This is a genomic window from Spirosoma aerolatum (assembly GCF_002056795.1).
Taxonomy (GTDB): Bacteria; Bacteroidota; Bacteroidia; order Cytophagales; family Spirosomataceae; genus Spirosoma; species Spirosoma aerolatum.
On record NZ_CP020104.1, the window covers coordinates 6332413 to 6358909 of the forward strand.

Below are 26497 nucleotides of genomic sequence, written 5' to 3' on the forward strand. Positions count from 1 at the left end.
TCTTTGTTACACAGAGATTCACGGAGTTAGCACGGAGATACGCAGCGGCTTTGTCGATTTCCCCACGGCGTATCTCCGTAGAAAGTCTTACTTACCCGAAAAACTATACTGAACCCCAATTACAAAAGTGCGTGGGGCCGATGGCGTAAAGGTTGTTCGGTCGGTCGAGTTGTTGCCACGCGTGGCGTTGGTAGCGTAAAGCACATTCGTCACGTTCATTACATTGGTATATACCTCGATACCTTTCCATTGATAGCCGAGTCGGGCATTGGCAAAGTCGTAGCCGTCGTAGCGAACGGTGTTGATCTGGTTCTGATACCAGCCTGATACGTGCTGCCATTCCAGCGATGCCCGCAGGTTTTTAGCCCAGGCCGGGTAGTAAGTCACTTCGGTGTTCCAAAGCGTACGTGGGGCCGAAGGCATCTCTTTCCCGTTTACATTCTGAATCACATCCGATACGCGCTGACTAAGGGTAAACTCGTCGAACCGATGCAGGGCATGTGTTCCGCCAAACCGGACGAATAGCTGTTTCGAGGGGCGATACGTAAGCCCAAGTTCGACCCCTCGGTGTAGTGTTCGGCCCGCGCTCTGGTAATCCGTCGAGTTGTCGGGCTGGCGAATGCTGAGTAGTTCGTTGGTGCCATTCATCTGATACAACGCCACATCGACATACACTTTGTTGTTCAGCAACGATGCCCAACCTCCGATTTCCATATTGTCGAATTTGGCAGGCTGGAGGTTGTAGTAGAACAAATCTCCACTGGGTGTCGGTGTTGTTCGTTTCAGGAAAATCGACGTGAGCGCCGGGGGCGAAAAACCTTTGGCATAGTTGGCGTACAATCCCTTTCCACTACCCAGATCATAGGTAGCTCCAATTTTCGGGGTTATCTGGCTGTACTCTTTGCTACCCGTAGTTTTATCCAGCGCGTTGGTGTAATCGAACGCCATACGGTCGTAGCGCAAGCCAGCCGACAGGCGGAGTTTGGGCAAAGGCTCCAGATCATATTGCACATAAGCCGCCAGATTATGAATATCAGCCTTATAGTTTGCCAACTGAAGATCAGGCCGTTCGGCTACCTGCGTATACTTCAGCACCGATTTTTTATCGGCCCTTAGTTCGGTCGTCAAGTCCGTCTGATAGGCATAGTATGTATTCGGCGACAGATCAAGCGTAGCCCCGGCAATCAGTTTGCTATTCAGGAAATTCAATCGCTGCGTATGCTGGGCAATGAATCCCGAACTACTGAAATCGTTACTGTTGATCTGCCCGGTAGCCGTTGCCGAACCTGTTGTCCAGCGAATCGAATAGGCCGGATTCTGCCCTACGCTATTGTTTCGCACAAACGCCGTTATGAATGACTGAGATCCGTTCTTCCAGTCGTGTTCGAGGGTAAGGCGGCTACGAAAGGAAACCGTTTTTCGATACGTAAAATCCGTTGTGCTGACATATTGCCGGGCAAAAAAGGCCGTGCTGTCTACACTACCGCTGGTCTGTGAATTGTAATCGTTGTACGATACGGTGCCGGTCAGGCGGGTTTGCGGAGTAAAGGCATATTCGAGCCGGGCGAAGTACGATGCCTTGTCATAGTTGGAACTGGCTAACCACGAATTCCGCTGACGGGCTACCAGGCCACCTACATAGATGCCAAATTTACCCTGCCGGGCCCCCGCGCCAAACTGAATCCGTTTATACCCCCACTGATCGAATTGAATACCGACTCGGGCCGTTGGCACAGCCGTAGGGCGCTGGGTGATAAAATTGACGGCTCCGCCTACCGCTTCCGGCCCGTAAATCGACGAAACAGGCCCTTTTACGACCTCAATCGAGCTAACCGTAAACTGATTCAACTCCAGCAGCGCATTGTGATTAAACACGCCCATCGGTCGAATCGGCACGCCATCTTCCATGTACAGGAAATACGCATTGGTGGTCATCGGCTGCCGGATGGCCATCATATGCTGCTCATTGTTGAGGTTGACCATCAGCACACCAGGCGTTTTGTTGATAACCTCATAAATGCTCGTTGGCCTGGTATCGTCAATAAGTTTGGGCGACAGTTTGGAGATCGCAATGGGGGTTTCGGTGCGCAGAGCCGCTTCCCGATTGCCCGTAACCACCACGGTTTGTAAATCTTCCACAGCCGGTTCCAACGCAATCCGAACAGGCTGACCCGGACTGATTGACACTTCCTGGTGACGATACCCTACGGCCGATACACGTACTTTTGACGGGAGTTGAGCCAGTGTAAAATGACCGTTGGCATCGGTAACCACACCGGACTTACCGTCCTGCCAAGACAGCGTTACGCCCGGTATGGGTTCTTTGGTTTGGGCATCGAAAACAAGCCCTTGACTGGTGTTCTGTGCGTAAGCACAAAACGCGGTAATAGCCCATAGCCCACAAGCTACGAGGAGTTTATATGTATTCACGAAAGCTTAGTTTAATACTGAAATAAACGAGTTACCTGACGCTAAGGAATGGCAAATACTACACACCTTGTTGAACAGGATCTGTCAGACAGCTTATCGGGTGATAAGCCTAGGTAAGCTTCGTTAGACGCAGGGTGGGTGAAAAAATGAGGTAGCAGGAGCCGCGTAAACAGGTACTTCGTATACCAGATGGGCAGAAGAAAGCAGCGCCGTCCAGAATGGCTGAAACAGGAAAGCTGGATTACAATCGCAGAACAACTGCATAATGGGCGTATTCTGTACCCGTTCGGTCGTTTCTTTATCCTGTTTTTCCTGCTGGGTTTTCAGTCTTTTCGCCAGGTAGCATTGCCCATCACAATGGAGTTCGGGCTTATCACGATTTTCGCACAGAACGCGGGCAATGTAGTCTTTATTGACCTGATAATACGCGATAGTCCCCCACTGACTGACCGTTGGCAGTAGCGTTGCAAGAACGAGGATGTACAGAAGCGTAGTTTTCATGTCGCAGCAAAGATAGAATCCTTTTGCCGTATATGCCGCTCAACGGACAAAAATCATCGATCCTCTCTGTAGATACAAGGGTGCCTTGTATCTACAAACCCGACTAACCAAATAGCGATAATCCATTCGTAAAGAATGAGCATAACCTATCGAAATGGCTACACCGAATTGATTGTCAACGATAACGGCACAGGTATACCGCAAACTATTCGTGAGAAAATATTCCGGCCCTTTTTCACCACTAAACCTACTGGCGAGGGAACAAGAATCGGCCTAAGCCATGCCATTATCACTAAAGGGTATGAAGGATCTCGCTGGAGGTGAAAAGTGAGCAGGACAACAGGAACAAATTTATCATTCAACTACCCACTTCATCGTCTCATACTCTGAACGAAGCAGCAGGAGGCAATCGGCACATAAACACGCCTGATATAGAGAATTAACATACTGCCGCTGGGCATCGGTCAGCGGAACAGCCTGGCACTGGCAGAGATTTATACTCCCTACCCGACATTCAAATAGACGACCACAACGGGGACAGGCCGTATGCTCATACTTTGCGTTTTCGTTCACGGGCTGGTAATTCCTGCTCAAAAGCAATAAAATTGACTACCTCCCTCTGGCTGTTCAGAATGGGGCGAATTTTTACGTGACAAACATAAGGTGTCTGGTCTTTTCGGTAGTTGATCAATCGACCATTGATCGGCTTCCGTTTGCCAATTGCTTCGCGCATACGCTGACGAGCCGCTAGCGAGGTGGCTTGCCCCTGCAAAAAACTGGGCCGACGGCCAACAGCCTCTTCAGATACATATCCGGTCATTTTCTCAAAAGACTCATTTACGTACTGGATTAACTGATTCACGTCGGTAATCACGACAGCCTGGTTACCAGACAGTAACTCCTCGCGAAGAAACTTTGTCAGCACCCAGTCGTTCACTTTGGCTAGTGTCTGCCACCCTGCTTTTCCCTGCAAGGGCGAAGACCTATCCCAGAACTCCCATCCCGCCAGCAAAGGTGTTTTTAGCGTAGGCCGATGCTGGTCGGCAAGTTGCTTATCGTATGGTCCACAAAAATCCATTGCTACAAAAGTACAACGTCCTTGTCGAAGCTCAATTAAAATCGTACAGGGTAAAGAGTCATGCCACGTTTAGCGTGTTCACTACACTTCCTGATTTTGCGTAACAACTCATAAACTAATTTAGAGGATGAATGGATTCTAATTTGTTATTATTCGGCAAGTAATTCATCAAATTAGGCAGACAGCTACGCGTAGCCTATTTTCTTCTTTTTTGACTACCTGTTGCATGAACCTATAGGCTATTTTTGAATCGTGAAAGCGGTACTTTTTCTTTTGTCGGCCTGGTTACTCTTACTGGCAGGGCTTCCCTGCCCCGATACAGACTGCCATGCTCATGAAACAACAGCCGCCACTTCCCACTCAGACCGGGCAAATGGGCATGCGAATGACCATAAAGCCCCCTGTAGTCCATTCTGCCACTGTGCTACCTGTCTGGGTTTTTCGGCTCCTCAACCATTCGGGTATCTTCTTCCCGAACATGTTAACGAGCCCGCCCGAACTCAACAGCTATTCACCTATCAATCGCCCAGCCAGACCGATGTTCTGATAGGCATCTGGCAACCACCCAAGCTGTAAGCGTTTTCATGGATTTTTTATCGGCTGGCCATCACCAGCCGGAATGTTTCCTTGTATTCTTACAAATTGGATGAAAAACCTCATTTGCTTTCTAGTCTCATTCCTTGTTTTTATTCATACAGCTGCTGGTCAGGATACCCTACGCGTCTCCGTCCGTCATTCACGGACCAATCGACCCATACCGGGTGCAACTGTAGTACTCATCGGTACCTCCAATGGTACTAATACCGACCCCAACGGTATAGCTTTACTCCGCACGTCGGCAACAGGCCCTCAACCAATTCGAATTTCGGCCGTTGGTTTTCTGTCGATAACGCAATCGATCAATTTACCTCACACCGACACGCTCCGAATCGCACTTGAACCATCAGAAGAAGAGTTGGCGGAAATCACCGTTTCATCCACCCGAACCGGGCGGAGCGTAGCCGACGAACCCACCCGCGTGGAGGTGGTGGACGCCGAAGAACTGGACGAAAAAGCCAATATGCAACCGGCCAACATTGCGGTTATTCTGCGCGAAAGTCCGGGGATTCAGGTGCAGCAAACGTCGGTGATGTCGGCCAATGCCACCTTTCGCATTCAGGGCCTGGATGGCCGCTACACGCAGCTTTTACAGGATGGCTTACCGCTTTACAGTGGTTTTTCGAGTGGGCTGAGTCTGATGCAGGTCCCTCCGTTGAATCTGAAGCAGGTCGAAGCAATTAAAGGCTGCCAATCGACACTGTATGGGAGTGGAGCCATTGCAGGGCTGGTCAATCTGGTCACTAAGGAGCCCACCCGCAAACGCGACCTGGCGTTTCTACTCAATGGCACGTCGGCGCTTGGGCTTGACCTGAATGGGTATTTCGCCCAGCGAAACGACAAAATAGGCTTCGCATTCTACGCGACCCGTAACCTGCAACGAGCTTACGACCCTAATCACGATCAGTTTTCGGATCTGCCTCAAATTGCCCGGACAACCCTGCAACCCAAATTGTTCTGGTATCCAACTGCAACGGTAACGGTCTCGGCCGGTCTTATCTGGTTCGACGAACAGCGAACAGGTGGCTATTTACCTACCATCCGAAACGAATCAGCAGGGTATACCGAAGCCAATGACTCGCGACGACTGGCCACTCAGTTTCGGCTGGAAAAGCGGTTTTCCAACGAAGCGGTGCTGACAGTCAAAAATAGCTATAGCCGTTTCAGGCGCGCCATCAACCTGCCCGACTATCAGCTCGGCGGTTTCCAGCAATCATCCTTTTCGGAAATCAGCTATTACAAACACCATCCAAAATCAGACTGGATCGCAGGCACGAATCTATGGACCGATCAATTTCGCGACGAAAGCCCGGCCTATGCCCTCGGCCCTACTCCTATTTATGAACAAGCCATTGCCGGAGCCTTTGTGCAGAATACATTGACAATTACCGAAAAGCTGAGCCTGGAAACCGGTTTGCGTACCGATCTGGTTATGACTACGGTTCGGGCAACTAATGAAGCAACGAAGCCACACCTGTTTTTACTACCCCGGTTTTCGCTTCTGTATCGGGCTTCGGAACACTGGACAAGTCGAGTGGGGGGCGGTTTGGGCTACAAAGCACCCACTCTATTTACCGAAGATGCCGAGCGATTATCCTTTCGGGGAGTCGATCTGCAATCGATCCGGCAAGACCAGACTGAATCGTCAATGGGCTTGAATTGGGATGTCAATTACCGAACCGAACTTTCTGAGGAAACAACCTTATCCGTCAATCAGTTGTTTTTCTACACGCAGCTGAACCGACTAACGGTGTTAACGCCTACGGGAACCCGTTACGCTTTTCGTACCGCCGATGGCCACCTGTCGACGCGAGGATTTGAGACGAATGTGCGGTTGGTTTATCATGACCTACATACGTTCCTGGGCTATTCATTCATTGATACCCGGCGTCGGTACGATCAACTGACAGGTCCGCTCCCGCTTACGGCCAAACATCGGCTTTACTTTACGACACTGTACGAAACCGAAAACCTTAAAACGGGTTTTGAAGCTTTCTACTCAGGGCCACAACAGCGATCAGATGGATCAAAATCGCCCGATTACTGGACTTTAGGGTATATGATCGAGAAAAAATGGACGTTCGGCCAAAACACAAAAGGCAGCATTTTTATTAACTTCGAAAACCTCCTTGATGTCCGGCAGTCCCGTTTTGAAGCACTGGTTACTGGCTCCATTACCCAGCCTGTTTTTGTCACCGACATTTATGCCCCTACTGACGGTCGGGTAATTAATGCGGGATTTAAACTAAATCTGTAACCTAGGCATCTAGTTGACAGGTTATAGACAAAAAATTAAATGAACAGCTACGTGGGCCAGGGGTCCGCGCTATCTATGGCAAACGAACACGATCACCACGATCATTCCGGGCACCATCACGGTCCTACGGTACTAACCTCTATCAACCGGGCGCTCATTATCGGGGCTGTCCTGAATACAGTATATGTGGTGGTGGAGTTTGGTCTTGGTTTCTATTATAATTCCCTGGCGCTTACCGCCGATGCAGGACATAACCTAAGCGATGTAGCTAGTTTATTATTATCGCTGCTAGCCTTTCGACTGGCTCGCGTCCGGCAAACGCCTGGGTTCACATATGGCTATCGGAAAAGTACCGTATTGGCTTCGCTCACCAACGCCGTTGTATTGCTGATCACGATTGGGGCTATTTTATGGGAAAGTATTCACCGATTTCGTCAACCGGAGCCGGTAGCAGGGGGCGCTGTGGCCTGGGTAGCTGGATTTGGCATCCTGGTCAATGCAGGTTCGGCCTTGCTTTTCTTTCGGAATAAAGAGCACGATCTGAATGCCCAGGGCGCTTACTTACACCTGGCCACCGACGCCCTGGTATCGCTGGGCGTGGTTATTGCAGGGATTCTCATCACCTATACCGGCTGGTCATGGCTCGACCCTGTCATTGGCATTCTGGTGGCCATCGTGATCATGGGGTCCACCTGGCGTTTACTGACCGACAGCCTTCGCCTATCGATGGATGGTGTTCCGGTGGATGTTGACCTGACCGATGTACTGGCCGAATTACGGGCTGTGACGGGTGTGCAGGATGTCCATCATGTGCATGTGTGGGCTATGAGTACCACTGAAAATGCGCTCACCGCGCACCTGGTGCTGAAACCGGGCCTCACCGACGAACAAATAGCTACCCTCAAACACGAAGCCCGCCATCGTCTCGAACACCAGAAGATTAGTCACGCTACGCTCGAAACCGAAACGATAGCATCCGACGATTGTGAAACCGAGATTTGCTAAGCTGACAACTGATTCAATTTTGTGGGTTAAACGCCTTGGCGATAAGTAGGATTTCGACGCTCGCTTCTCTCCTATAAAGTATCTTCCCATACTGGTTTCTGCTTTACTACGAAGCGGTTAACTTTACGAAGATCAAGTACGGTCAGGACGTTTTTAATGAACAATCATGAAACGCAGAGAAGCAATCCTTCAGGTAGCCCTTACGATGGGCAGTGCCCTATCGGCCCCAACGATGGCGTCGATCCTCGAAGGTTACCAACCTCATCGATCCATAAAACGGGCACCCTCAACCTTTGCGTTGCAGGGGAATCAGGCGGCCTTGCTCGATGAAATTACGGAGGTCATTATGCCAACGACCTCGACCCCAGGGGCCAAAGCCGCGAAGGTCGGTGAAACCATCCAGCTCATCCTGAAAGACTGTTATAAGCCTACTCAGCAGGAACATTTTCTGAACGGCCTGAACGCCGTTGAAGCCGAAAGCCAGAAAACCTACAGCAAATCGTTCGTCGATCTGAGCATAGAGCATAAAACAGCCATTCTGAAAGAATTTGAACAACGGGCTAAAATCGAAGCGAAGCAAAATCCGAAGAAGCAGGAGAAACTGGCGAAAGACCCCGAAACTACCCTAAGCGCTGTTGCAGCCTCAGGCAGCGAACAGACGCAGGCCAAACTGGTAGATGCCGAAACAGGGGTGGTGGTGAAAGATGCCGCGAAAAATGCTCCGCTCACTCCGTTTTTCACACTCGTCAAAGAATTGACCATTCTGGGCTATTTCAGCTCAGAAATCGGCTGTACACAGGCGCTCTCGTATGTAAAAATCCCCGGCCGTTACGAAGGCGTTGTCAAACTCAAAGAAGGCCAGAAAGCGTGGGCAACGTAAACTATAGTATTCAGGAGTTAGGAGCGGGGAGTGAGCATGCTGACGCGAATTTTTCTTGAAGCACTAGCATGCTCATTCCCCGCTCCTAACCCCGCACTCCTTAAAACTATGAACCTTAATCTTGACGCTAAAAAAGGAATGACCTACGATGCCATCGTCGTCGGTTCGGGCATATCGGGTGGCTGGGCGGCCAAGGAACTGACCCAGAAAGGACTCAAAGTGCTGATGCTGGAGCGCGGCCCCGATCTGAAACACGTTACGGATTACCCAACGGCCATGAAAGACCCCTGGGAGTTTCCGCACCGGGGGAAAATCGAATTGTGGGCAGCCGAAGAATACTGGGCCAATGCGCGCTCGGGTGGCAAACCTGGCGAAGACCAGCGGCATATGTTTACTAAAGATGTCGACTTCCCTTACATTGAAAAGCGTCCCTACGACTGGATTCGGGGTTATCACCTTGGCGGGCGTTCATTAATGTGGGGACGCCAAAGCTATCGGCTCAACGAACGGGACTTCACAGCCAATCTGGAAGACGGACACGGTGTCGACTGGCCCATTCGGTATAAGGATCTGGCTCCCTGGTATTCGTATGTAGAGCGATTTGCCGGTATTTCGGGGAATAAAGATGGGCTGGCGGTTTTACCCGATGGCGACTTTGTGCCACCCATGCAGATGAACAGCATCGAGCTGAAAGCCAAAGAAGGAATCGAAAAGAATTTCAAGGGTCGCCATCTGGTAATTGGTCGTCCGGCAATCATCTCGGTTGCCCAAAAAGTCCATACCGATCTGGGCAGGGCTTCGTGCCAATTCCGAAATCTGTGCGTGCGGGGCTGCCCGTTCGGGGCTTATTTCAGCACCCAGTCGTCAACCTTACCGGCAGCGATGAAAACGGGTAACCTGACAATTATTACGGATAAAATTGCCTATCAGGTTATTTACGACGATCAGAAAGGTAAGGCGACGGGAGTGCGCGTCATTGACCAGAACACCAAACAACAGCAGGAATACTACGCCAAAATCATCTTCCTAAACGCATCCACGATCAATACCGCCTGGATCATGATGCAGTCCACGTCGAAACGGTTTCCGAACGGGTTGGGCAACGACTCCGACCAGTTGGGCCGCAACCTGATGGACCATCACCTGGGCGCGGGCGCATCGGGCGAGTTCGAAGGATTGCAGGAGTGGTACTATTATGGTCGCCGGGGCAATGGTATTTACATTCCCCGTTTTGCCAACTGGGGCGACGATAAACGGAAAGATTTTGTACGTGGTTTTGGCTATCAGGGCCGAGGGGCTCGGCAGGACTGGGTAGCGGGGGCAAGCAAAGAAGGCTTTGGACCCGAATTCAAAGATAATCTGACCAAACCCGGTCGCTGGGAGTTCAATATTGGCGGGTTCGGCGAAACCCTGCCCGACCCCAATAACCGTATGCGCCTGTCCGGTAAGAAAGACAAATGGGGACTACCCATTGTCGAGTTCGATGCAGGCTGGGGCGAAAACACCGTCGGGATGCGCAAAGCGATGATGAATGATGCCGCCGAAATGCTCGAAGCTGCCGGACTAAAGAACATTAAAACCCGTAACGATCAGGACAAAAATCAGGGTATTGGCATTCACGAGATGGGTTCGGCACGCATGGGCCGCGACCCCAAAACATCGGTACTCAATGCCTGGAACCAGGTTTGGGGCGCTAAGAATGTGTTCGTTACCGATGGAGCCGCTATGGTATCCTCATCCTGTGTAAATCCATCACTCACCTACATGGCTCTAACGGCCCGCGCAGCCGATTATGCCGTTCGGGAGTTGAAGCGGATGAACCTTTAAAATAGTCCGCAGACTGTTATGATGAACCTGTTTAAACTTTTTAACTTTCAAAGTCAACCGAGTACTCGGTTAGAAAGCCCGTAGTTTTTGTTCATTGGCCTGATTAGATTGGCCTGGATTAAAGCCTTTGCGATTTGTGCCCGTTGGACGTTTTTAGCTGGATGAGCTCGTTACAGCAACCACAAAGCATTTTTTACAAGCCAGATTGGTAACGAGGTCAACTTTTTCACCTTTGAAAGAACCTTCGAATTCATAAGAGAAAGCTGGTTTTGGGGGCGCCCGAGTGGTTGGCTTAAGCACCCCAAAATTCAGCTTTTTCTGCTTTCTAAACTAATTAACCATTTTCTTCCGGCAGGTACAATTACGTACCTATTGACGTTGACGCCAGATCACTTTTTTATGTAAACTGATGAATTATAGGTAAGGCTTAAGCAATTCCAGGGCGTTTTTCACACTTATTAAAAACAGCGAGGCCCGTTCGATATATCGAACGGGCCTCATTACGAATAAGCCGTAGCCAGTTAATTACTTCTGGAAAGATCCAAATACATAATCCCAAATTGGTGACGATACGCCGTAGTTACTTTCTGGATTCTTGTAGTGATGAACACTATGGTTAACCCATAACTGCTTAAAGAAATTCTTCGGTGGCGCATAGGCATGTACGATGAAGTGCGTAGCCAGATACCCCGAATATCCCACCAAAAAACCAGGAAAGAATGCATAAGCGGCCTCGCCCATCAACAGGAAAAACATACCAAAAAAGAAGGCTGCAACAAAAACGGCTAGTGCAGGTGGCATAGCCAGTCGGGTCTTATCTTTCGGATATTCGTGGTGAACACCATGAAATGTATACTGTATTTTGGCGCGACTAGGTGTTGTGGGAGCCAGATGATACAGATACCGATGCAAAATGTACTCGAATAGGGTAAATGAGAACAATCCAACTACAAAAAGGCCACCGATTGTCCAGTTGCCCATATCCGTATACGTAAACGCATACCAAACCAGAAAGGCTGATAAAATCAGCCACATTGAAATAGGCACCATAATATGCGTTCTCGACAAAGCTTCTAAAATTGGATTGTCGAATAGCTGTTTCGTGCCACTATTCTTGGGCCGGGTTTTTCCATGCCCTGCTATTGTCTGTAACTTCTCTTTTTCAGATTCCATAGAGTCGTACTCAGTTAACACCACAAAAATAATAGGAAAACCCGTTCATTAGCCCCGATTCAATAGTAAAATAAGTTTACCATCTTGGTTATGTCCTAACTTCCACCTGATCAGAAAGTTTTTCCTGCATAGCCTTTACATCGCCTTTGGGTAGTTTAGGCTTTATGATCAGACGCAATGAATTACTGTAAGTCAGATAGTTGACCATCCAGTTCAGGAAAATAAATAAACGATTTTTAACGCCAACAATCGACATTAAGTGAACAAAGAGCCAGGTTAACCAGGCAAAAAATCCTTGAAATTTTAAATACGGCAGGTCAACCACAGCTAATCCGCGTCCAATAGTAGCCATTGTTCCCAGATCGTTATACGTAAACGCTTCAGGTTGTTCGTTACGTACCCAGTGGAGCAGATTTTTTGCCAAATGCCGCCCTTGCTGAATAGCAGGCTGAGCTACCTGAGGGTGCCCGTTCGGCCATTTTTCTTCCGTCATTAGAGCCACATCACCGATGGCAAAAATGTCGGTAAAGCCCTGTACCTGACTGTATCGATTCACTAACACACGCCCTCCCCGCCCCAGTACATCAGGTGGTAGGCCTGCTAATGGGTTGGCTTTTACCCCGGCAGCCCAGATTAGGTTATTAGTACGGAGCGTTGAGCCGTCATTCATTGTCACAATACGTCCATCAAAGTCTTTTACCCGCGTATTGAGCTTCACAATCACGCCTAACTCCCGTAAGTAATTCAGTGAATGCTCCTGCGATTGTACCGACATAGGACCCAGCAACTCTGCACCCGATTCGATGAGGAAAATATCCATCATCTTGAAATCCAGTTCTGGATAGTCGACAGGTAACACTGTTTTCCGCATTTCGGCCAATGTGCCACAGAGTTCCACCCCAGTTGGTCCTCCGCCTACTACGACCACATCCATCAACCCCTCTCGCTCATCCTGCGTTTCAACGCTGAGGGCATCCTCAAAATTCTGAAGCATTCGGTTCCGCAGCGCAATCGCTTCCGATACCGACTTCATAGGTAACGCTTTTTCAATGATATTCTGCTGATTGAAAAAGTTAGTGTCGGCCCCGGTGGCTATTACCAGATAATCGTACGTAACGGGACCAAGCTCTGTATCAACAGTTTTATCGGCCGTACGAATTCCCGTTACCGTCGTTACCCGGATATGAACGTTTTTACAACCGCCAAATACGGCCCGTAACGGAAATAATATGGAGTTGGCTTCCAGACCAGCCGTTGCTACCTGATAATAAAGGGGCTGAAATTCGTGGTAGTTCTGTTTATTGATAAGAACTACCTGAAACTCTTTCCGATGCGATAATTTCCGGGCTAATTTAAGCCCACCAAAGCCCGCACCGACAATAACGACACGTTTGCGATCCGTTTGGGGTATGTTTGGATTCATGGGTATCTGTTTACGGTTTAGCGTTTCCGGCTTTCGGCAGTTGATGCGTTACTCATTCTCACATCAGCCCACAAAACCGAAACCGGTAAACCCATTAACTAACAAGCGGTTTCGCTTCCTGCAAAACGCGCTCATAATACGCTTCATACCGGGGCAAGATACGCGATAACTCAAACTCTTTAGCTCTTGCCAGGGCATTTTGTTTGAACGTTGGTAGATGATTATCGTCAAGTATATACAAGGCATTTCTGACCATGTCGTCTACATCGCCAACCGGGCTTAGAAACCCCGTTACACCATGTATGTTCAACTCAGGCAACCCACCCGCATTCGACGTAATCAAGGGCACCTCGCAAGCCATGGCTTCCAGAGCAGCCAATCCAAAACTTTCGTTTTCGGAAGGCATAATAAACAGATCGGCAACCGACAGAACCTCTTCAACCTGATCGAGCTTACCCAGAAAGCGTACCTGATCGTAAATACCCAGATCACGCACTAGCCGCTCAATACGGGCTCGCTCCGGTCCATCGCCCACCAGCAACAGCTTGGCAGGAATGCCCTGTTGAATATGATAAAACGCCATCACGGCATCGTCGATACGTTTCACACGACGGAAGTTGGAAGTATGCACAATCAACTTTTCGCCGTTGGGGCAAATTGCTTTTTTGAAATGCTCTTTCTGCTGCCGTTTGAACCGATCCAGATCAATAAAGTTTGGAATAACTTCAATTTCCCGGTGAACTTTGAAATGTTTGTAGGTATCCTGCCGCAAATCTTCCGACACTGACGTAACACCATCCGACTCGTTGATACTGAATGTAACGACGGGTTCGTAGGAAGCATCTTTACCGACCAGCGTGATGTCGGTTCCATGAAGCGTCGTTACAACAGGTACAATTCGCCCCTGCGAACGAAGAATCATTTTGGCCATATAAGCCGCTGATGCATGAGGAATGGCGTAGTGAACATGCAGTAAATCAACGTTCTCGTTCTGAACCACATTGACCATTTCACTCGCCAGCGCCGATTCATACGGAGCATACTGGAAGAGCGGGTACGAGGGTATATTTACTTCATGATAAAAAACATTTTCGTTGAAAAAGTCAAGTCGAGGTGGTTGCTGATAGGTAATGAAGTGAATCTGGTGACCATTTTTGGCTAACGCTTTACCAAGTTCGGTAGCCACCACGCCACTGCCCCCAAAAGTCGGGTAGCACACAATGCCAATTTTCATGCGCAAGAGAACGAGTTTGTCTCTCAACAACAAATGGATGCAAAAAGAATCCCATTAGTGATGAAGGATATATAAAAGAAAATCAACAAACGATACAATAGGATTAACGAATAACTCCAGGTATGTGTTTTTATCAATCCAAAGTGCAGCGGTTTGGCAACAACCGGGTCTTTATAACGAAACAGGCTCGTTAGCTCGTGTTCATTGGAAAAGTGTATCACTCTTTCATCTAAAAGCCTTAATTTTGATTCAAATAACTCGTCATGCTTGCGCGTCAACAGGCTACCTTTTCCGCTTTTACGTTCGGTTTTTTGCGGCTCATTCGGCTGCAGAATCTGCTGATTGTTGTGCTGATGCAGGTAATGGCGCGTCTGTTTTTAGTAGGCCCCCGTCAGGAAGGGCTACAGCTTCTGATCGATCCCGGTATTTGGCTGCTCTGCCTGTCGACCGTTTGTATTGCTGCGGCAGGTTATATCATCAATGATTATTTCGATGTTAAAATAGACCTGGTCAACAAGCCTGATCGAGTCATTATCGGGCGGTATCTGAAACGCCGGGTGGCTATGGGTGTACACCAGGTTTTGAATGTGATTGGCTGCCTGATAGGCCTTTACCTGAGTAAATGGGTATTTCTAATCGATGTAGTTGCCGTTACACTACTGTGGTTTTATTCGGCTCTGTTCAAACGCCAGATGCTGATCGGCAATATCGTCATTTCCTTCCTGTCAGCTCTTTCGCTGCTGGTTATGGCCATCTATTATCGGCATAATACCGAGCTGATACTGATGTATGCCCTCTTTTCGTTTGGTATCTCGATTATTCGTGAGATCATCAAAGACATGCAGGATATTCGGGGCGACGCCCGATTTGGTTGCCGTACTCTGCCCATTGTGCTGGGATTACGCCAAACCAAATATGTGTTGTATATGCTGATTGGTTTATTTACCTGTTCCCTTTTCATCATCGCTGGCTCTCTCCATAACCCGCGACTTACTTTGCTTTTCCTGCTTTTGCTCCTGCCAATGGGCTGGTTGGTTTATCGGCTCATACTGGCCGATACGCGACGCGATTTCGGTTACCTCAGTAACCTCTGCAAGATTATTATGCTGCTGGGTATCATTAGCATGGGATGGGCGTAGGAGTTTATGTAGGATGTATAATGTATGGACGCTGCTGATCATACATTATACATCCTACATAAACTCCTACGCCGTTCCCTAAAGCATTTGACTATTCGGTGCGGTCTTCTAGTAGCTTTGAGACTTAACACTTAACAGACTCTATCTGCATGAAAACGCTCACGTTATCGTTGCTTCTGATTTTTTCAATACTGATAAACGCTCAGGCTCAGGAATGTCTGGGGATCCCGTTTAAAAGTGGTATGAGTTTCGAACTTAGCCACTTCAATGCAAAAGAAAAACTGACGGGTAAGGTGAATTATCAGGTAAAAGATGTTCGCAAGGAAGGCGGATCGACCGTGGTAGATATAACGGCGCTGTTTGAAGATGACAAAGGCAAACAACGCCCTCCCTATACGATTCGGTATACCTGCTCAGGCAATGAACTGGTAGCCGACATGTCGGGCATGCTCCAGTCGATGCAGTCAACTATGAAAGACATGGAAATGCGGTTGAAGTCCAATAAATTGGTGTATCCAGCCAAGCTTAGCGTGGGGCAGAAACTGGATGATGGACAAATGGAAGCCGACATGCTAAACAATGGAACCACCATGATGACCATGAACATGACCATGACAAACCGGCAAGTCGATGGGAAAGAATCCATTACGACGCCAGCCGGAACTTTCGACACGTACAAAATCTCATCGGATGTTAGTTTTGAGAACCGAGCTATGGGCATTCCCATTCGCAGTTCAATGCGCGTAGTGAGCTATCGGACCGACAACAAGATTTTTGACATAAAATCAGAAACGTACAACAAAAACGGCAAATTGCTCGGTTCATCTGTGCTTACCAAAGCCAATTGATAGGCGCTTACCCATTGGCTGCTGGATTATTTCCCTCACAATTTGTCGAACTTTACGCAACTTAGTTGCAAAAAAGTGGGTTAAGGAGAAGTACGATTCCCAATCGTATCGTACTTTTGTATCCGCTTATGAAAACAGGTATTCTTTCCCGCAAAGCTGACTATATAGGTATTACCGGCTCTATATTATGCATTATTCACTGCATGATTACGCCAGTTATGCTCTTAACTACGTCGCTAATGCAGAATTCAACGCTTCGAGTCAGTTATCTCAGTCTGGATTATGTGTTTATCGGAGTGAATATCGTAGCCGTTTACTTTGCTACCCGGCATTATGCTCCACCCGTCATAAAACGGAGCCTTTGGGGATTCCTGAGCCTCTTCAGCATTGCCCTCCTGCTGGAAGAAACCGCTCCTGTTTTCGAATACATTGCCTATCTGGCCTCTGCCGGACTGGTCATCACCCACTTCCTGAATATTCGCCAGCACAGGCTAAGCCACGTGCATTAATCTAAACCGGGATTTATAGGCTTAAACTGACCGACCTTGATTGGCTTTCTTTGAAGGCTTTTATAAAATCAGAATCCATCAGTTCAATTCTACAAATCCCGGTTCTAATTTGGACTGAATGCTCTGTTACTGATAAATGTATTGTCGGTCAGAGTTTTCAGGAAGGCGACGAGCTGATTTTTCTGTGCGTCGGTCAGGGAAACACCTAATTGGCCATTAGCCTTCAACGCTGGGTCGAGGGTGGGGCTATCCTGAACACCCGTTCGGTAATGCTCAATGACCTGATCCAGCGTTGCAAATCGCCCATCGTGCATGTATGGAAAGGTTTTTTCCACATTACGAAGGCTAGGGACTTTGAATTTCAAACGATCGGCTTCATTGAGTGTAATTCGATAGCGCCCCTGATCGTTGATTGAACTAACCTGCAAACCGTTGTTTCGATAGCTTTTATCGGTAAATAAATCTGTTGCATGGCAGGTAGCACATTTCTGTTGAAACAGTGTCAGGCCAGCCAATTCATCGCTGGTCAAATCGCCACCGGCCTCCTTTCGGACATACTTATCATAGCGCGAATCAGCCGAAACCAGCGTTAGTAAAAACTGTGAAATGGCTTTCAGGAATCGAGCCGTTGTGACGGTATCGGAGCCGAAAGCAGCCTGAAATAGGGGCGGGTATTTGGGATTTTTCTGAACGCGGCTAAGGGCTTCCGAGAATTTCAAATCCATCTCCACGGGGTTTTGAATGGGCGCAATGGGGAGTTCATCAAGGCTCGTAACACCCCCATCCCAAAAAAACTCACGATCCCAGCCCAGATTTTGCAAACCGGGCACATTGCGTGTACCAAACTGACTTCCAATGCCATGGCTTAACGCGTGATCGGAATGCCCAAATCCGGCAAATTGCTGATGACAAAATCCACAGCTAACGGTGGTATCCCGCGAGAGTTGTGCGTCATAAAATAACGTTTTGCCTAATGCAACTCCTTCTACAGTGAGCGGATTCTGGCTCAGATCATATACTAGTGCCGGGAAATTAGCGGGCTGGCGAAGCGTAACCGGAGTTGGTTTATAGACTACCCCACCACCACCTGGATCGGTTGGGCCAGGACCGGGGTCTGGATCAGGGCTGTCGGCTTTCTGGCAACTGATAGCCAATAGAAATACCAGCAGACTACTCAGGAGTCCGATCCGTATAGGCGATATAGAAATGGGCCGAATCATGGGGTAGCCAGAATCCGGTCGTAACTAAACATTTGCGCGTAATTATTGGCAATGTTGGGCGAGTAATCGTCGAACATAACCGACGGATGCTGGGCAATACTGAGCTTGGTTGACCCATTAAAAATCTTCATGGCGTCGGTTACAATTCGAACCGATGGTACAGAACTGGTTTGAACATTGGCGCCACTATCCGTAAAAGCAAGGCTAACGGTGCGTAGATTATTGAGCGTCTTTTTACCATTATACCCACCACCAAATCCGCCGATATGATAAAAGAAGGCATTATTCTGCGCTGCGGGTGCAACGGGTGAGGTGCCTTCGATCTTCATAAATATATAGCCCGAATTCCAGTCCCAGTACATACCGTCGTTGAGGGCAGGATCGAGCGCGCCAGTTCGGAGACTGATATTGGCCAGGCTTCGGGCGCTATCCACCCCAATCATAAACGACATACCAGTATAATTGCCCGTGGGGATTTTAGAAAGCGTAATGGTTTGAGAGGCCGGTTTCTCTTCCTGAATCAGAAAGTAGCTACTATCCTGGGGCACAGTGTATTCGCTACCGTCGGCTTTACGGAGCTTGATGTTACTGACAAAGTAGTTGAATTTCGTAATGGTGAACGATTCACCCGAAGCGTTTTGATACGTAGTTGACCCCAGTTTTAAGTCGGACGAACTTACTACATTGTCAAACGTAATCCGAAGTTTTCCGGTATTTTCTGGATCAAATGAGGTATCCGTATCTTTTGTATCACAAGCCAGAACGGCGATACCGATAACGAATACGAGTAATAGTCCGGTTGTAACAGTTGCTTTCATAGACTATACATTCTTTATAGGCTGAAGTCCCTTTGCTCTTAGCTAACGAAAAGACCCGTAAAATCATGCACAGTATATATTAAATGGGCGTTATAAAATCCCTTTAGCGGCCAACAATAAACGAGGAGCGGAATATGATCTGTTCTGCCCATTGTTAAAACAGATCATATTCCGCTCCTCGTTTATTGTAGTTAAGCTTACAAGCTTTTCAGATAAGCCATACTTTGTGGCACCTGCTGCTCAGGAATTCGGCTTTCATCTTCGATGTAGAAGTGATCGACGGATGATTTGCGAGCGGCTTTCAATACGGCTGGCCAGTCAATTTGCCCAGTTCCCATAACTACACACTCTTCGGCCGTCATGCCACCTTTATCGCTATGCGGGACCCCTTTTTTCACATCTTTCAGGTGCATGAGCCGAAACCGTTTGGGGTATTTTTCCAGTAACTTAGCCGGGTCTTGACCGGGTAAAAATGTCCAGGTAACATCCATTTCGTACCCTACATGATCAGGATTGGTTTTGGTTACCAAATAATCGAACAGCGTACCGTTCTCATACGGCTGAAATTCAAAGCCATGGTTATGGTAGCAAAACATAAAGCCTTTATCGTGCGCCTGTTTGCCAAAGCGGTTGAAGACTTCAATGGCTTTATCCATAATTTCGAGCGTTGCCGGACCTTTGTGCGGGATGGAGCCGATACGAATGTATTTCACACCAAGCGCCTTGGCATTGGCCAGAATAGAGTCTGGCTTATGATCGATAGCGTCATAGCTCACGCCGTAGCTGCTGCAATGCAACCCACGCTCGTCCAGCAACTTACGAAGTTCAGGAGCGGTTTTGCCAAACAGGCCCGAAAACTCAATGTCGGTAATTCCCCATGACTTGATCAGGTCCAGCGTGCCGGGAACATCCTTGCCAAGTTTTTCTCGTAACGTATAGGAAACGATACCGGGTGTTTTCGGAACCAGTTTACCGAAAGGTTGCGCCTGACTGATGAATGAACCAGCCAGCAGGGCAATCAAAAACAAAGTTGTACGTGTCATCTTGGGAATTAGCATTGGTTATTGTTTCGGTTAATACAGGTAAGTAAGCAAACATTATTTCACCACTGGGAACGCAACTACCCGTAGTTTGGTACAACCATAAGGAATCAACGTCAGGGTTTCTACTTCATTGGCAACCTCGCCCTGATAAATGCCCTCACGGGTGGTAACGGGTTGTCGGGCCACTCCGTCCACCAGTTTCCAGTTCGGAATTTGACGCCCCGTGGTTTTGATTTCGATAGGCGCACTGGCTTCATTCCAGACAAAAGTAGCAGGCATTGGCTTGATGGTCACCGTTGTGTTTTTTTCGGGATCGTCAAGTATCGCCTTCGGAAGCCCGTAGTTCCAGGTACTTTTCGGCTGGTACTCATAATACGTCCCCTCCGTTTTCTCTGTCTTTTCTGCTACCGTCGATTCTACTTTCAGCGCATAGACTAGAGGACCACGTTCGATAGCACGGGAGTTTTTGGCCCAGTTGCTGGTCCGAACCAACATGGGCAGTTTCAGCGTCAACTTATCTCCATTGTTCCAGGCACGATTCAGACTAACGACCTGACCGCCTTTATCCGTACGCAACAGTTGGCCATTCAACGAAATCGTCGCTTCGGTACACCAGCCAGGAATGCGTAAGTCGAGAGGAAATGTAGTCGTTTTGGGTAAGCTGATCGTAAACGTTATCTGGTCATCGAACGGGTAATTGGTTGCTTCCTGAATGGTGACGTCAGTGCCGCCTGCTACTTTCGTTTTCAATGTATTGGGCGCATATTCCAGCGCAGCAACGCCTTTGGTGGGTGTGGCATACCAGAGATGAGACGCAAATTTTGTCCACCCCTGGTGCATGTTGGCGGTACAGCACGTATAGCCTGCGTAGGGCCCAAATACATTGTTCATACCCCGACCGAAGGGCAACGAAAAATCGAATACCCCCCGCGACACCTGTACCTGATTGGCAATCTGAAAATACTGCCGTGAGCGATAATCGTCGGTCGTTTGGGTGGGCAGCGCGTTGAAGGTCATTCGCTCCAGCGCATCCATATAGGCAGGCTCTCCTGTGATGCCGATGATTTCTTCGAGAGAGAACATGGCTTCAACAATCGCACAGAGTTCAACGCCCTGGGTAGGCTCGTTGCCATGCAGGTCTTCATCGCCCGAAAACATACCATGTGGAAGCCCATGCAGGGTCATCAAGTCATGAAACCCGGTCCGTACGGCGTTGAGGTAGTTAACATCTTTTTTACCGCGATAATATTCAGCGGGCATTTTCAGTCCCATGCCGACATTAACGGCATGACGATCCATCCATTTTTCGCCTGTCTGGTTTACGGCTGCCCCGATGGCCCAGTTTCGTCCGCCCAGCAGACTGGTCCAGTCAGTGGTTTGTTTATAAAGAATGTCGGCCAGGTCAAGCAAAAAACGGTCGCCTGTTCGCTCGTATAGCCAGTAGACGCTCATGATGTTATCGCCACCCCGCGACTCCGACCACTCTGTCCATTTGTTCAACGGGCAGGTTTTCAAGTTTTCAAACTGGTAGCGAAAGTACCTGGTCATGAACGGAATCACCCGCGCATCATTCGTAGCGGTGTAATACTGCTGCAGCACCTTGAGCATAATCATCCGTGGCCACCAGTCGGCCCCATCAGCGCAGGACTCCATCGGTTTACCTTCCAGTTCTTTCTTCGTCAATGGCCCGAAAAAACCGCTTGAGCGCTGATGATCGAGTGTCCAGTTAACGTATTTTACTACTTTATCTTTCAAGTCTTTATCGTCGAGCAAATAGGCCAGTGGCAACGCACCATCCAGCCAGTAGGGTGTTTCTTCCCAGCCATCGCCTTTGCCCCCCAGCCAGCCGTTGTCGTTTTTTACTTTCGGATAATATTCGTCCAGATGCCCAGTGGCTCCATTTTTCATGATTACCAGTTGCTGCTGCAACCAGCCTTCAGGGCGGATAGCGCCCACTGGCAGATCCTGATAATGGGCCGAAGCCAGGGCAGAACGACTACCAGCTGACGTTTTCTGTTGCGCCTGTACGAACGTGGTCGGCAAGCCAAGTAGGCCAACAGCCAGCGCAATACTAATTTTTTTCATAGATAAAGGAATGGCAATCTCTTTCCAAAAAGCCGCAAGCCAGCTATTTTACCCTATTCGCAGCCACATACGAAGAACCCAAATCCGGCCAGCCCGGATGTATCGCTTACCGTACGCGAACAAGTTCGCATACTAACTGATCAGTCGATTGTATCTTGATGGTACGAATTTGAGAAGCTTCTATGAGAATCATTAAGGAACAGGTTAATAAAAAACGCTTTAATCGTTTCAAAACATGGAAGAGCCCTCTCAGTTTTCAGTGACGTCTGACCAATTACAGGCGCATCAAAGCATTGAAACCCCTAAGCTCAAGCGTCTGAACCGGGCGCAATTAGCCAGACAGATTATCGATCTGACAGCCAAAGGCCGAGTTAGCCTGGAGACCAACCCACCCCTCATGGAATTGACGGCCCGACATCCGTATCAGGATGCAGGCTTTATGGACTTTTACCGACCTGGTCGCTGGGATTGCGAAAGTAATCTGGTATTTATGGAAGGAATCCGGCAAACGGGCCCGTCGCCGGGGCAGTGGGAAGGTACGGTCGGCTATTTGCGGTTTAAAGCCCCTAAAGCTGGCTCATATCTTATTGTGATCAACTTTACCGGCTATCAAACAACGATGCAACTTTCCGGCCCCTGGGGTATCAATACGGCCTATTCTGCCACCACTTCTTCGACTGGAGTGGCAACCGCAATCTGGAATGGTACCAAAGGCGCTCAGGTCTTTTTCACCATTTCCTGCCAAGGGGGCGTTATGGGTTATCTGCAATCGGCGCAGGTGTTCCTACTGTAAATCAGGTTGGAGAGATCACAGATTAGCACGTTGTTTACGATACAACACATGCCGACGCATAGGATGGCCCTCGGGCAGTCGTGGGTGGTCAAAATCGTCGATGGGGTTATGTGTCATGCCGAGACGTTCCATCAATCGCCAGGAACGAACATTGGCCGGAATGGTGAATGATACAATTTCGGGTAAACCAAGCGTATCGAGGCCAAACGCTAGAGCTGCCTGTGCAGCCTCAAACGCATATCCATTATCCCAAAAGGGACGAGCCAGTCGCCAACCGATCTCAACCGCAGGTGTAAACGGAGCGTCGAACGAAACGGTCCATAAGCCACAGAAACCAATGAACGGCGCAAGAGTTGGCGCTTCAAGGGCCCACAGTCCCCAGCCTTTCGTGGTCATGTGATTGCTTATGCGTTCGATCATTGCATCACTTTCAGCGCGGGTCAGACAAGCCGGAAAGTGTTCCATTACGGCCGAGTCGGCATTCATAGCCGCAAACAGCTCCGCATCCGCAGATTGCCAGGGACGAAGCAGAAGGCGTTGGGTATGTAGTTGAACCATTCGATTGTGGTTGATGAACAGTGCCTCACCGACAAAGCGGTGAGGCACTATTTACGGTTTGGTATGACGCATTTCCAGGCCGATGGAAGTACGTGGTTTGAAGCCAGCCCAGGGCCCAATAGCATCTGTTTCTGGAAGATTCAGGTAATTGGCGTAGTCTTGTTTCTTCAGGTGAATACCGAGAAAGGCGGTTACAAAATGCTGATTGATGTTGTTGATGCGATGCTCATTCCAGACAGGCTCGGCATAATGACCATATTCTTCAGGCGATACACCGGGCTGAAGCGTTGCCGCTGGGGGCGGGTTCGGTGCTACATTATGTCGGGCATTCACGTACGTGAGCAAGTAGCGGTCAGCATTGACGGCCCCATCGTAAATAGCTTTGATGCCCTTTTCGTAGCCGGAAATATCATCCTTGCTTCCCGCTATAAACAGTGTTGGTAACGTCAACCCGGCTAATCCGGCTGCATCCCATACACCCCGCTCCATACCCCAGGGAGCAAACGCAACTACGGCCTTGATCCGCGAGTCGAGCGTAGGCTTATAAGCGGGTGAGTTCATGGTGCGAGACTCTAGTGCGGTGCTTCCATTGGTCATTTGCCCAAACAGCTTCAATGCTTCGGCACTAAAACCAGCCCCTGTCGTGTTAAGCACGCCATAACCGCCCATCGAATACCCAATCAGCGCCGTATTGTCAGCATTTAGCAACCCCGCCAGAAAGTTGTTACTGGTTTTTGCGCTCAGTCGCGCCATTTCGTTCAGGACAAACAAATCGTCGAGCGGGCGATTCACCAGCGTACTCGGGAAAGCGGCCAAATCGCTGTAGGTAGATTCGGTATGATCGATGGCAACGACAACATACCCTTTCGAGGCCAGATTTTCGGTCAGATAGGTCAGCAACAACCGTGACCCCGGATAGCCATGTGAAACAATAACCAGTGGGTACGCTCCTCCATTTCGGTCGGGTTCGGCATCACGGCTGGCACGACCCGGAAACGTAAACGGAACGATGGGTCGTTTGGGGTCATTCGATCGGCCCAGCACCGATTCGTACTGTACAATAGCCGATTTGTTGTCAGGAGTTCGGGCCGGATACCAGATTTCGAGCGTAAGTGGCCGATCATACAGCGGATGCTTTCCATCCTTTGTATGCAACACATCGACCTGATCCTTGTGCATTAATTTTATCGTTCGTACGCCAACCGGATAGCTTCCACGAGCCGCCAGTTCTGGCGCATTGGGCAACAGATCGCCATTGACAAACGTATCGCTGGATGTTTGGGCGATAACCTGCGACACCGTTGTCAATGATAGGAACAGGAAAAACAGGTAACGAATAGTGGTTAATTTCATCGGTTTCAGAAAATAGGAATAGGATTTAGTAAATCTATTGCAAACTTTCCAAACCCGAGAAAGTCGCTCGTTTTTTATTAGCGGGTACGTTACTATCTACTATCTTTGTCCTACAACTTTAGGGGTGTCTGACCGGATCGGTTCGGACTGAGAGAATACCCTCACTACCTGATGCAGTTCGTACTGCCGTAGGGAAAAGTTAACGAAGCTTCGTTTGCTCTCCTCTAAAGTTGCTGTATCCGTATTTCATAAACAGCAACATGACTCAACTCGCAACGCTAATCTGGACCGATGTCGAACGCATTCGCGCACAGGCTCCCCTGGTTCACAGCATTACTAACTTTGTGGTTATGAACAACACGGCCAACGCGCTGCTGGCGCTTGGGGCTTCGCCCGCGATGGTTCATGCACCCGAAGAAGTCGAAGAATTCGTTTCCATTTCAAGTGCCCTGGTCATTAATATTGGCACACTCGATGCCACGTTTGTGGCTGGGATGAAACGGGCCATGAAACAGGCCAAAGCCCTGGGGAAGCCCATTGTTTTTGATCCAGTCGGCGTTGGGGCTACTTCGTTTCGCAATCAGGTTAGTGAAGAGTTACTGACGCTGGCGGCTCCAGATATCATTCGCGGCAATGCCTCCGAAATTATGGCACTGGCTGGTTTAAACGCTCAAACCAAAGGCGTCGATAGTTTGTATGGTTCGGAAGCAGCTGTCGATGCGGCTAAACGATTGAGTTCGGTGTGGGGATCGGTAGTAGTAATCAGTGGCGAAACCGACTACATCATTCACGGCGACCAAATCGCTAAAGTGGCCAACGGGCATCCGTTGATGACCAAAGTGACCGGCATGGGGTGCACAGCTACAGCCTTAATTGGCGCGTTTGCCGCTGTGAACACCAACTATGTTCAGGCAGCTACGCATGCCATGGCGGTAATGGGTATTGCCGGAGAGCTGGCCGTAGCCCGGAATTCTGCCCCCGGTAGCTTGCAGGTCAACTTCCTGGATACACTGTATCAACTGACCGAAGCCAACATTACCGATACCCTCAACCTGACTCTGTCATGAACCGCTTATATCTGGTGACGGACAGTACCGTAGCCCGAAGGGCAGGTCATACTCTTCCGTTCGTAGTTGAAGCAGCTTGCCGGGCGGGCGTTCGATGGGTACAGCTTCGAGAAAAGGAATTGTCTACACGGGCTTTTCTAGCGCTTGGTACCGAAATTAAGGCAATCACGCAGGCCTACGGTGCTCACCTGATCATCAACGACCGGGTCGATATAGCCCTGGCTCTCGATGCCGATGGCGTTCATGTAGGCCAGGACGATATGCCCTATCCGATGGTTCGGTCGCTGATTGGGCCGGAAAAAATCATTGGGTTGTCGATTAACAATTTGGCCGAATTACAAGGCATTGACAGTGACGAACTGGACTATCTGGGCATCGCTACCGTTTTTCCAACGGGCACCAAACAGGATACGTCGAGTTTATTAGGGTTGGAGGGCCTTCAGAACATATGCAGTCAAACGAGCATTCCAACGGTTGCAATTGGCGGTATTAACGCCCAAAACATTCAGCAGATAATGCAAACCGGTGTAACGGGTGCCGCCGTCGTTTCAGCCATTTGCGGTCAGCCGTCACCGTATGAAGCTAGCAGAGAATTACTAGTAAAGAGCGAAAGAGTGAATGAGTGAAAGAGTGTAATGCTGACGCAAACCACTTCGCTC

At 49.0% G+C, this 26497-nt stretch carries 25 protein-coding genes and 1 riboswitch; of the genes, 12 read left to right on the forward strand and 13 right to left on the reverse strand.

What is annotated here, in order from left to right:
* Positions 1-87: 87 nt before the first annotated feature.
* Positions 88-2430, reverse strand: a complete 2343-nt coding sequence (locus tag B5M13_RS26285) for a TonB-dependent receptor (RefSeq protein WP_080058499.1) — start codon at positions 2428-2430, stop codon at positions 88-90.
* A gap of 123 nt (positions 2431-2553) precedes the next feature.
* Positions 2554-2931 (reverse strand): hypothetical protein, encoded by a 378-nt coding sequence (locus B5M13_RS26290; RefSeq protein WP_080058500.1) that lies wholly within the window; start codon positions 2929-2931, stop codon positions 2554-2556.
* Positions 2932-3066: 135 nt separating this feature from the next.
* Here B5M13_RS26290 and B5M13_RS33885 point away from each other — a divergent pair, with 135 nt between their 5' ends.
* On the forward strand, positions 3067-3255 hold the full coding sequence (locus B5M13_RS33885) for an ATP-binding protein (protein WP_080058501.1): 189 nt from the start codon (positions 3067-3069) through the stop codon (positions 3253-3255).
* Positions 3256-3285: 30 nt separating this feature from the next.
* Here B5M13_RS33885 and B5M13_RS26300 read toward each other — a convergent pair whose 3' ends face one another.
* On the reverse strand, positions 3286-3504 hold the full coding sequence (locus B5M13_RS26300; RefSeq protein ID WP_080058502.1) for a cysteine-rich CWC family protein: 219 nt from the start codon (positions 3502-3504) through the stop codon (positions 3286-3288).
* Positions 3482-4009 carry a PAS domain-containing protein gene (locus B5M13_RS26305; protein WP_080058503.1) on the reverse strand — a complete coding sequence of 176 codons (528 nt, stop codon included), beginning with the start codon at positions 4007-4009 and terminating at the stop codon, positions 3482-3484. The genes B5M13_RS26300 and B5M13_RS26305 overlap by 23 nt, the downstream gene beginning before the upstream one ends.
* Before the next feature lie 252 nt (positions 4010-4261).
* Here B5M13_RS26305 and B5M13_RS26310 point away from each other — a divergent pair, with 252 nt between their 5' ends.
* The 5 genes from B5M13_RS26310 (at position 4262) to B5M13_RS26330 (ending at position 10575) form a co-directional block, all read left to right on the forward strand.
* The gene (locus tag B5M13_RS26310) at positions 4262-4585 is read left to right on the forward strand and encodes a DUF6660 family protein (RefSeq protein WP_080058504.1); all 324 of its coding nucleotides are present in this window, start codon (positions 4262-4264) and stop codon (positions 4583-4585) included.
* A 70-nt stretch (positions 4586-4655) separates the two neighbouring features.
* Positions 4656-6863 carry a TonB-dependent receptor gene (locus tag B5M13_RS26315; RefSeq protein ID WP_170061196.1) on the forward strand — a complete coding sequence of 736 codons (2208 nt, stop codon included), beginning with the start codon at positions 4656-4658 and terminating at the stop codon, positions 6861-6863.
* Positions 6864-6938: 75 nt separating this feature from the next.
* Complete coding sequence (locus tag B5M13_RS26320; RefSeq protein WP_080060089.1) at positions 6939-7868, forward strand: cation diffusion facilitator family transporter; 930 nt, start codon at positions 6939-6941, stop codon at positions 7866-7868.
* Between the two features lie 166 nt (positions 7869-8034).
* A complete protein-coding gene (locus B5M13_RS26325) occupies positions 8035-8748 on the forward strand; it encodes a gluconate 2-dehydrogenase subunit 3 family protein (RefSeq protein WP_080058506.1) in 714 nt (237 codons plus the stop codon).
* Positions 8749-8856: 108 nt separating this feature from the next.
* On the forward strand, positions 8857-10575 hold the full coding sequence (locus B5M13_RS26330) for a GMC oxidoreductase (protein ID WP_080058507.1): 1719 nt from the start codon (positions 8857-8859) through the stop codon (positions 10573-10575).
* Between the two features lie 525 nt (positions 10576-11100).
* On the opposite strand, the gene B5M13_RS26335 is transcribed toward B5M13_RS26330, so the two are convergent.
* The 3 genes from B5M13_RS26335 to bshA all read right to left on the reverse strand — a co-directional run bounded on the left by B5M13_RS26335 (position 11101) and on the right by bshA (position 14405).
* On the reverse strand, positions 11101-11748 hold the full coding sequence (locus B5M13_RS26335; RefSeq protein WP_080058508.1) for a sterol desaturase family protein: 648 nt from the start codon (positions 11746-11748) through the stop codon (positions 11101-11103).
* Positions 11749-11836: 88 nt separating this feature from the next.
* Entirely contained in the window at positions 11837-13171 is a 1335-nt protein-coding gene (locus tag B5M13_RS26340) for an NAD(P)/FAD-dependent oxidoreductase (RefSeq protein WP_080058509.1), read from the reverse strand.
* Between the two features lie 94 nt (positions 13172-13265).
* Positions 13266-14405, reverse strand: a complete 1140-nt coding sequence (gene bshA / locus B5M13_RS26345) for an N-acetyl-alpha-D-glucosaminyl L-malate synthase BshA (protein WP_080058510.1) — start codon at positions 14403-14405, stop codon at positions 13266-13268.
* A gap of 263 nt (positions 14406-14668) precedes the next feature.
* Between bshA and B5M13_RS26350 the strand changes: the two genes are divergently transcribed.
* The 3 genes from B5M13_RS26350 (at position 14669) to B5M13_RS26360 (ending at position 16901) form a co-directional block, all read left to right on the forward strand.
* Positions 14669-15544 carry a geranylgeranylglycerol-phosphate geranylgeranyltransferase gene (locus B5M13_RS26350; RefSeq protein ID WP_080058511.1) on the forward strand — a complete coding sequence of 292 codons (876 nt, stop codon included), beginning with the start codon at positions 14669-14671 and terminating at the stop codon, positions 15542-15544.
* A 149-nt stretch (positions 15545-15693) separates the two neighbouring features.
* Positions 15694-16392, forward strand: coding sequence for a TapB family protein (locus B5M13_RS26355; RefSeq protein ID WP_080058512.1), 699 nt, complete (start codon positions 15694-15696; stop codon positions 16390-16392).
* 128 nt (positions 16393-16520) lie between these two features.
* Positions 16521-16901 (forward strand): MerC domain-containing protein, encoded by a 381-nt coding sequence (locus tag B5M13_RS26360; RefSeq protein ID WP_080058513.1) that lies wholly within the window; start codon positions 16521-16523, stop codon positions 16899-16901.
* Between the two features lie 104 nt (positions 16902-17005).
* Here the strand turns inward: B5M13_RS26360 and B5M13_RS26365 are convergent, their stop codons facing one another.
* The 4 genes from B5M13_RS26365 to B5M13_RS26380 form a co-directional block, all read right to left on the reverse strand.
* On the reverse strand, positions 17006-18121 hold the full coding sequence (locus B5M13_RS26365; protein WP_080058514.1) for a cytochrome-c peroxidase: 1116 nt from the start codon (positions 18119-18121) through the stop codon (positions 17006-17008).
* Positions 18118-18939 carry an MbnP family protein gene (locus B5M13_RS26370; RefSeq protein WP_080058515.1) on the reverse strand — a complete coding sequence of 274 codons (822 nt, stop codon included), beginning with the start codon at positions 18937-18939 and terminating at the stop codon, positions 18118-18120. The genes B5M13_RS26365 and B5M13_RS26370 overlap by 4 nt, the downstream gene beginning before the upstream one ends.
* 197 nt (positions 18940-19136) lie before the next feature.
* Entirely contained in the window at positions 19137-19982 is an 846-nt protein-coding gene (locus B5M13_RS26375; protein ID WP_080060090.1) for a sugar phosphate isomerase/epimerase family protein, read from the reverse strand.
* A gap of 54 nt (positions 19983-20036) precedes the next feature.
* Positions 20037-22067, reverse strand: coding sequence for a beta-L-arabinofuranosidase domain-containing protein (locus tag B5M13_RS26380; RefSeq protein ID WP_080058516.1), 2031 nt, complete (start codon positions 22065-22067; stop codon positions 20037-20039).
* 235 nt (positions 22068-22302) lie between these two features.
* Here B5M13_RS26380 and B5M13_RS26385 point away from each other — a divergent pair, with 235 nt between their 5' ends.
* Complete coding sequence (locus tag B5M13_RS26385; protein ID WP_080058517.1) at positions 22303-22860, forward strand: hypothetical protein; 558 nt, start codon at positions 22303-22305, stop codon at positions 22858-22860.
* A gap of 15 nt (positions 22861-22875) precedes the next feature.
* Here B5M13_RS26385 and B5M13_RS26390 read toward each other — a convergent pair whose 3' ends face one another.
* The gene (locus tag B5M13_RS26390; RefSeq protein WP_080058518.1) at positions 22876-23418 is read right to left on the reverse strand and encodes a GNAT family N-acetyltransferase; all 543 of its coding nucleotides are present in this window, start codon (positions 23416-23418) and stop codon (positions 22876-22878) included.
* Positions 23419-23469: 51 nt separating this feature from the next.
* On the reverse strand, positions 23470-24771 hold the full coding sequence (locus B5M13_RS26395) for an alpha/beta hydrolase family protein (RefSeq protein ID WP_080058519.1): 1302 nt from the start codon (positions 24769-24771) through the stop codon (positions 23470-23472).
* 110 nt (positions 24772-24881) lie between these two features.
* Positions 24882-24983: riboswitch (TPP riboswitch) on the forward strand.
* 48 nt (positions 24984-25031) lie between these two features.
* On the opposite strand from B5M13_RS26395, the gene thiM reads away from it, so the two are divergent.
* Entirely contained in the window at positions 25032-25838 is an 807-nt protein-coding gene (thiM, locus tag B5M13_RS26400; RefSeq protein WP_080058520.1) for a hydroxyethylthiazole kinase, read from the forward strand.
* Positions 25835-26464, forward strand: a complete 630-nt coding sequence (gene thiE / locus B5M13_RS26405) for a thiamine phosphate synthase (protein WP_080058521.1) — start codon at positions 25835-25837, stop codon at positions 26462-26464. Before thiM ends, thiE begins: the two co-directional genes overlap by 4 nt.
* Positions 26465-26497 lie beyond the last annotated feature (33 nt).